This window comes from Segatella copri (assembly GCF_003465495.1).
Taxonomy (GTDB): domain Bacteria; phylum Bacteroidota; class Bacteroidia; order Bacteroidales; family Bacteroidaceae; genus Prevotella; species Prevotella copri_G.
Window position 1 is genome coordinate 1 of record NZ_QSAV01000075.1, and the last position, 7,873, is coordinate 7,873.

The 7,873-nt window shown below is 40.8% G+C and carries 7 protein-coding genes; 2 read left to right on the forward strand and 5 right to left on the reverse strand.

Annotated elements, in window-relative coordinates:
- Positions 1-548 precede the first annotated feature (548 nt).
- Together DWV53_RS14565 and DWV53_RS14570 are read right to left on the reverse strand one after the other, a co-directional pair.
- Positions 549-1,991 carry an AAA family ATPase gene (locus DWV53_RS14565; RefSeq protein ID WP_118155326.1) on the reverse strand — a complete coding sequence of 481 codons (1,443 nt, stop codon included), beginning with the start codon at positions 1,989-1,991 and terminating at the stop codon, positions 549-551.
- Positions 1,992-2,168: 177 nt separating this feature from the next.
- Positions 2,169-3,491 (reverse strand): AAA family ATPase, encoded by a 1,323-nt coding sequence (locus tag DWV53_RS14570; protein ID WP_117695815.1) that lies wholly within the window; start codon positions 3,489-3,491, stop codon positions 2,169-2,171.
- 697 nt (positions 3,492-4,188) lie between these two features.
- On the opposite strand from DWV53_RS14570, the gene DWV53_RS14575 reads away from it, so the two are divergent.
- A complete protein-coding gene (locus DWV53_RS14575) occupies positions 4,189-4,422 on the forward strand; it encodes an ABC transporter (RefSeq protein ID WP_118119337.1) in 234 nt (77 codons plus the stop codon).
- 132 nt (positions 4,423-4,554) lie between these two features.
- On the opposite strand, the gene DWV53_RS14580 is transcribed toward DWV53_RS14575, so the two are convergent.
- Both DWV53_RS14580 and DWV53_RS14585 read right to left on the reverse strand, forming a co-directional pair.
- Positions 4,555-4,842: a hypothetical protein gene (locus tag DWV53_RS14580; RefSeq protein ID WP_118081658.1), complete on the reverse strand. Its 288-nt coding sequence runs from the start codon at positions 4,840-4,842 to the stop codon at positions 4,555-4,557.
- A complete protein-coding gene (locus DWV53_RS14585; protein ID WP_118119335.1) occupies positions 4,839-5,609 on the reverse strand; it encodes a type IV toxin-antitoxin system AbiEi family antitoxin domain-containing protein in 771 nt (256 codons plus the stop codon). Before DWV53_RS14585 ends, DWV53_RS14580 begins: the two co-directional genes overlap by 4 nt.
- 998 nt (positions 5,610-6,607) lie before the next feature.
- On the opposite strand from DWV53_RS14585, the gene DWV53_RS14595 reads away from it, so the two are divergent.
- Positions 6,608-6,985 carry a single-stranded DNA-binding protein gene (locus tag DWV53_RS14595; RefSeq protein ID WP_118155330.1) on the forward strand — a complete coding sequence of 126 codons (378 nt, stop codon included), beginning with the start codon at positions 6,608-6,610 and terminating at the stop codon, positions 6,983-6,985.
- A 135-nt stretch (positions 6,986-7,120) separates the two neighbouring features.
- On the opposite strand, the gene DWV53_RS14600 is transcribed toward DWV53_RS14595, so the two are convergent.
- Positions 7,121-7,822 carry an AAA family ATPase gene (locus DWV53_RS14600; protein WP_181992519.1) on the reverse strand — a complete coding sequence of 234 codons (702 nt, stop codon included), beginning with the start codon at positions 7,820-7,822 and terminating at the stop codon, positions 7,121-7,123.
- Between the last annotated feature and the right edge of the window lie 51 nt (positions 7,823-7,873).

The following is a 7,873-nucleotide window of genomic DNA, read 5'->3' on the forward strand; positions in this document are numbered from 1 at the left end:
TTTACGATAAAGGGCAAGGTATAAACGCGGAGCCGCTTACCATTTGTTGTCGATATTAATCGTTGCTTGTCACGACTTATTTCCCGATGCACCATACGTAACCAGCTGAATATCAGTTGTTTAGTATATGGTTGAGCCATATGAAAGCCGGCTAAAATGTAAGGATTTTTATCTCTTTAATTATCTGATATTCAGTGCTTTTTAGTCCTACTTTCCTACTTTTTTCAAGTATCTTTTTAAGCCCTTTTCTACGCCTTTCACTTTCCCACGCAAATAATGAATGTCATTGATTCTCAATCGGTTAAGTACTGACGTGCTATTTGTGAGCCGCTTTCCTTCTGAATGAAAAGAATGTTGATTATCAGCTACTTACGATTTTCGTATTTTCACTTGGTTTCACTTGATTTCATTCATTTTGTATGTCATATATCTTTACAAACGCCCATTTTTAGGGGTTGAAGATTTAACATATTTAACCTTTGTAAACACTCAAAATCTGCATTTTCGTGCTAAAACGTGGTTTTTTATCATTTTTGAGAGGTCGGCTTTTATCTGAATAAATCTGCCATCGTCAGCTGGCATTGGATGTCATCAGAATAGCCGCCCGGCGCAAGTCCATAGGAGGTAATCATCGTGATGAGTACCGTTTTCTCGGTGCCTGTTTCCCTGATGAAGGTCTCCCTTCGGTTGCGGATGCGGTTGTCCTCTTCTTCTGTAATAACGTAAGGGGCGTTGGTATATTTCATCTCACAGAGATTAATTGTATCGTCATTTCTGTCGATGAGCATATCTATCTGTGCTCCCTTCGTCAGCGTCTTGCCGGTGACAGGGTCTTTTGTTCCCTTATATGACCAGGAATGAACGCTGCTCACGACTGCTGAGAAGCCGAGGGCTGCCTTGATCTGGTTGACGTGCTGCATGCAGACACGCTCGAATGCTCTTCCTGCCCAACCGTAATGGATGGATGAACCTGCGGATGAAGACCAGAAATGTTCATCACCATTGGTGTTCTCCGATATGAAATCGAAGTAGAATAGGGTGTAGTTGTCTATGAGCTGGAAGGTAGCATCCTTCGTCTTCTTGCCGATGGCTGTGAACTTGCGGATGAAACCGCATTGCTCCAGTTCCTGCAGCGCTTTCGAGAAATCTGCGTTGTCTGAGAGTTTCGACGCTTTCAGCAACTCATCTCTGAGCAGTCCCTGTTTCTTCTTGGCAAGCGCTGTGATGATAGCTATGTGACAGCGTGGCTTTTTGAACAGTGAAGCGTAGAGAGCATCAAACTCTTGTGTGAGTTCTCCGCCTGGCTGGAAGAATATCCGGTCGAAATTCTGTGCCACGCTCATTCCCTTTTTCAGGAAGCTCCAATAGTATGGGATTCCTCCCAAGGCCATGTAGGCTTCGAGAATCTGCCGGTCCTTATAGCCCAGATTCTTCGCTTCGCAATACTGCTTGCACTCTCTGAGGGTGAATGGTTGCAGCAGAACCTTGCATGTAAGACGGTTGTGAAGACCACCATAGTTCATGACCACATTGTCGATGATCCATGATGTGGCGCTTCCACAGATGACCAAGATAAGGTCTTTTCTCGTAGAAGCCCATGCGTTCCAGAAATGGTCGAGTGAACGGACGAAGTTTGATTTAACTGTGTCCATCCAGGGAAGTTCATCAATGAAGATAACCTTCTTCTCCTCGTTTTCAGGGAACGTATTCAGGAAATTCCACAGCAGTCCAAATGCCTCAGACCATGTCTTGGGCATTGCGCATTTTCCCATTCCGGCAAGATAAAGAGATTCTCGGAAGTCGCTTAACTGCTGCCTGCGAGTGGCTCCGTATGTGCCGGTATGCTGGAAAACGAAATGGCTCTTGTAGGCCTCTCTGATAAGAAAGGTCTTGCCGACACGTCGTCTTCCGTAAACAGCCACGAATTGTGATTCATCAGAACTCATCAGTCCGTGGAGTGTTGCTATTTCATTTTCTCTGCCTATTAACATATCGTATTTCTTGTTTTATTCTCTATTTATTTATGTGGCAAAGATACAAAAATATATCGATAAGTCGTGGAAATGTATCAATATTTAACAGATTTCCACGGGAAATCGTAACTTTTTCGGTTTTTTGCACTGAAAAGTATGTGGCTCAGATTTTTTTAAACCTATAGCAGTCTGTATTTACCACTTCATAGCCTCCTTAGGAAGCAACGGAATGGCTCCATAGCGCCCTAATAGATAACCCTTGCGAACGTCTTCACGAGGCTTGAATTCTGCCAAGGATGTAAGATGAGACGCTCCATCCTTTCCCTTCTCGACAAACCAGACTTCATCAGCTCTGATAAGGTCGAGGTTGAGCAGGTTACATTCATGGGTGGAGAAGATGAGCTGAGTGTCTCTTCCTGACTCCAGTCCTGAGAAATAGCACTCTAAGATTTTCTGCGAGAGCATCGGGTGCATACTGCGGTCAATCTCGTCGATGAGATAATCAACTTCATTTTGCTTCAAATCGATGAGCATTGGAATGAAGTCGAGCAATCGGATGCTGCCATCTGATTCTTCGCTCAGATCAAAAACAACCTCTGTGCCGGAAGTAAGATTCCGGTGAACAGCCTTCTGCTTGTAAATTTCATATCCTCCGTTGGCATTTACCTCGAAAAGAAGCATTTCGCCTCCAACTGTGGCAGCCATGCTGTACGCCTTGCCGTTCTTGGCCTTGCTGAGTATGTTGTCAAGTAAATCGGAAGATAAGTTCACATCTTCCTTCTTCATTTTATACAGCCGCACATCTGAAATGCCCGTGTTGAAGTAGGCAAGAAGCGAGCGTGTCGTTTCTTGTAGCTCATCATTGTTTTCAGTAAGGAAAGAAATTCCCTGCAGGCGTGTGCTTGGGAAGATGATCTTCAAGCCGTCTGCAAACCAGTTCTTGGTCATGCGTATGGTTTCAAGTCCCTTGCCGTTTCGGCGTACATACTCTGAAAGGAAGCTGGAATCGGAAGGAGTACTGTGGGCGATGAACTTCAGCAGCATGGATGTTTCTTCATTTCCATCCACCTTGCCAAACGTGAACCCGTTGCCGTCAGCTGTAACCTTTCTGGTGAAAACTTCCTTGTCAGTACGGCTGTTGATTTCAAACAGCCATTCTTCTTTAATTCCTCCGATGTTGAACTCCATGCCATAGGCGAAGCACTTACCCTTGGTCTTGAACTCGATTTCTACCTTAGAGTTTTTCTCTTCGGTATCAGCAAGCTTGAAAGGTTCCACCTTGCTTTGCGGAAAGCTTCCATTGGCAATCTGCTGGAGCAGTGCAATGGCCTTGATAACGTTACTCTTTCCGGAAGCATTGGCTCCATAAACGATACCAGCCTTCAGCACAGAAATATCGTCACGCTTCTCTGCACGGGAAACATGAGACGGATGTGCGTTGCTCTTACCTGCCACAAAGCTGATTTGAGTCTCATCCTTGATGGAATATATATTTTCAAATGTAGCTCTAAGTATCATAACAATGTCATTTTCTTATTAATACTGATGCAAAGATAAGCTTTTTCTTCGAAAAATGTGTTTGTTAATGTCGAATACTTGCAAAATTCTTGCATGTTTAACACATGTTAGTTGGTTCGTGGCTTAGTCTCTTATCTAATCGTTATGATTATGTTCTGGTGTTGTACTATAATAAATGTAAATAAACCTTGCAGATAAAACGGGTTAGGCTGCTAGTTAAAAAAGGATAAATGTAGGCGAGCATTTCAACCACGTGGTTGAAATGCTTAATTTTGTATTTGCTTGTGATTCTTTAAATTATGACTTTAGAGAATTGCAAAAATGGGCAACTTGTAGAAAAATTTGGATAGTTCAAACTGGAGGAAGCTATAGTGTTAAACATACCTCGTTGTTTAATAATTTCGATTTTAATATCGATATGGATCTTACTTCATCTCTTTGGGTCTGCATTTCCATAAAGCCATAGGGTGACTTGTTATTCGTTCAACGATTGATCTTTCATTAAATAGTAGAATATGTGTCAATGTTTAACTAAGTTCTATGAGAAATAGCCACGATTCTCACATTTATCGGTATTCTGAGGTGACATATTTTTCTTTTTATAAAAGAAAATGCCGGAAAAAGTTGGTGGTTTCGAAATATTTCATTATATTTATAATTAAAAACTTTTAAGGAAGTAATTTAAAATTCAGAGAATATGGCAATCAAGGAAAAGAATGGAAATACGTTCCCTCATGAGCTATTCAAGGTTGGTGACTTAGTCACATTTCAATGGGATGATACGTTGAAGGAAGGCATTGTCTTAGTTGTAGATGCTTATGGTACATTTGAATCTCCCAATATTCCTTCTTATGATATTATGGTTGAGAATGAGAATATGTTGTATAAGCATGTAAAATGCGATTTGGTAAAATCGAAAATTAAAAGATAATGTGTCGATAAGTCGTGGAAATCTATTGAAAAACGATAGATTTCCACGACTTATCGGTATATATTGCAGGAATTGGTTATTAGTATGCAATATTTCTAAAGGCAAAATAACCAACAAAATATAAGTGGAAGATTAAGGTTCTAGCACCCATCTTGATTCTTTTCCATATGGACCTATTGCCGATTCGTTAGTAATATAGGTCATGCCAAATTTTACTTTTGTAGCCATAGCTTTACGAATAGACGTCATTATCTGATCCTTTGTAAAACCGCATTCTGAATAATTTTGAAGGGCTAATTCTACCGCACATTTTTGAGCTATACCTGCATTTCCCTTGGTATAGTAATCCACTACCTGTTCGTCTGTAAGTTCGTCCACGGACTTAACAGAACATTGTTTTAGATATTCTTGTATATTCATACTGATAAATTCTTTTTCTCAATTACACAATCCTCTGGTACATAAAGCTTCCATCGACATAAATAGGTGTCAGAATCGCCTGTGGAGGTTAGACGCTTGGTGTGCAAGGCACCTTTCGAGCGGCACATTTCTATGAATTGGTCGCTTATGTGATGATGCTCTTTGCTATGCTCCAGGATGAATCCTACCTTTTGATAGAGGAATGCTTTATTGTACAATGCCAGATACTTTTCGAGTTTGGGCTCATCAAGCAGTGATATTCCTTCCATGCAATGAAGCAATTCCTCAATGCCTCCAGCACGTTCTATACGGTCACAGCAGTCTATGACTGTTCGTTCCAAATCAGTTACATGTACATAAGGATTTCCCTTGGGAGTTATAACGCCATTTTCCGCAGTTGGTTCAAAAGGGGCTGCATAATACACAAAGTCTATTCCTTCAAAAGCAAAATCTTTGAAGCGGCTTTTGCTTCCAACATAGGCGTTGTAGAAAGGTTGGTGGGCAACTCCATGTAATTCAAGGGCTGTGTGCCAACCAACATATGAAGATTCTGAAATCTTGGAACTCAACTCGAACTTGTCACACATGGGAGCATCTGTCGATGGATCAATAGTGACGTACATGTTTCGTCTAATGGGCTTCAGAACCTTCTGCGATTGCCATCGGGATATGGCCGTGGATGTTCCTGCATGAGATAATTTCATTTCACGCATCACATCTTCAAAGTTGAAGATCCTCATATTGTATAAAGCCGTAAAAGTTGCCATTTTTGCATCGAAGTATTTATATATGAATAACTTTGTGCAAAAATAGCAACTTTTCTTCAGATATCCAAATGTTTAAGCAAGAAAAACAAATAATTATACTGTTTTTAGAATAGACCAACGAATGTTGTCAACCTTGCTCCATTTGGTATAACTATTCTTGCATTTCAGCAAGGAAAAATAGATTCTCCCAAAATCCTTGACTATATGTTAATAAACAAGTTTATTTCGGCATATATACATATATGGTTTTCTTAAACTTGTAAACTTCCAGGTTTGAGTGGTTAGAAATCGGTAGAGGTTTACTATTTGAGTTTGAAAGTACATGTATATATACATGGGTAAACTTAAACCTTAAACTTGTATGCTGTATGCGCCGTAAGCTTTACCTTGGCAGCTGCTCTTTAGCTGGTTCAAGGCTTTACCTTCTTCTCCTTGCTGAAATTTCGACGTTCTTCTCTTCAACTTCGCTTGTTGCCAGGAGATTTGGTTGAACTTGCCTCTTGTCTCAGGCATCATGCTTCTCTGCTCAGCTTCCTTCTACATGCCGATGCTTACCCTTGGCAGTCATAGGCTTGATTGTTCTGTCCTTGGCTTAACCTTATTCATGTTCATGATGAAGTTTGAGTTTTCCTGCCAATCTCTTGAACTTATAAGCCGTATTGCTCAACCAGTTTGCTTGAACAACATCGAGGAGGATGCAGCTTTCCTTTACCCAACCAACTGCAGATATTCTCTATTCATCCTTTTCATTCATATTTTTGGACGAAGCATCCACACTTACTTTTTCCGCTGCAAAGTTAGTGCAAGCCACATTTCTGCAAGTACCAGGTGCCTTATTCTCAGAATTTTTTCAAAAACTTTTCCGTCTGCTGCTCATCCAAAAAACTTTTCCTGCCCAAGGGTGAAATAATTCGATAATTCCTTGCTTCCTATGTTTTCCTTGCCAACTCTGAAAGCACCGTAAAAAATAAATGTTTCACTTCTAAAAATATTGAATTATGAAAAAGATGGAAAATTCTTTCGCAGTAACAGGTTTCGTAGGTAAGGATGCAAGCATCCATCAGTTTACAACCGCAAGCGTAGCTCGCTTCTCACTGGCCATCAGCCGCAATGAGAAGAATGGCGATGAAAACTCTCGCACTTCTGCCTTCATGAATGTAGAGGCTTGGCGCAAGAACGAGAATACCGCTTCATTCGACCGTCTGGTCAAGGGAGCACTCCTCACAGTAGAGGGCTATTTCAAGCCAGAGGAATGGCAGGATGCCGAGGGAGTCAAGCACAACCGAGTGATTCTCGTTGCCACCAAGTTCTACGAAGCTGTTGAGAAGGAGAACACTCCTGATTCTCAGCAGGGCAAGACCCAGAAGGATAAGTAAATCCTTCGCCCTCATAAAAGAGCGGCCTTCGGGTCGCTTTTTTGTGCTTATACTTTTCCTTGCTGAAAGGGAAGACATATTATAAGAAGATTCTTGCAGAATTGATAATCCCTTAGCATCTTGTCATTCACTCTTTTATTTTGTTATTTGATCCATATACCAAACCTTATCTCCCCATCCTTCGGCAAAGAGAGCAGGAGAGAGGGATGCTATAAAATACTGAGCCTTGTTGTTGAGATGAGTGAGCATAGTGACCAGTTTGAATTGCCATTCAATATCAAGTGAGTATGTAGGCTCATCTATCATTACGATGGCTTCGTTTCCATTTAGCAGAAACACTCTCAGCATAATCAATAGAATTTGCTTTTCGCCAGAAGACAGTGCTTCTACAGGTAATACTCCATTGTCTGTAAGGACAGTGAACTTGCAGCCTTCTATTTCGATGCGTTTGCCAGTCATGGCAAAGAAATCGTTTATGACTTTCTGAAAATCAGCTATCTTGGCTTTCATTTCAATTCTTTTCTCCTCTGAACTATCTAGTATAGACATGCGGAGGCTCATGAGTGAAGGTCCGGTCTTCATGTCATATATATAGTAATCCAATTCCTGCGATAGAGCGGTGGCTGTCTTGCGTTTGTCTCTCATTGCAATGTTGTCAATGGAGGGAAGATAAATGATATAATCTTTGCTTTCTTTGTCTTCTGCTAAAGATTGATATAGATTTCTCAGGAATGTGGTCTTGCCACTTCCAGTGCTGCCCATAATGATATTAACATCAGAATGTGGCTGAAACTGAACGTGTAGATTATTCCAGATTTCAACATCTATATTATTCAATATTATCTGTTTCAATACTGCGTTAAATTAATATTTAATCGTCTGTAAATC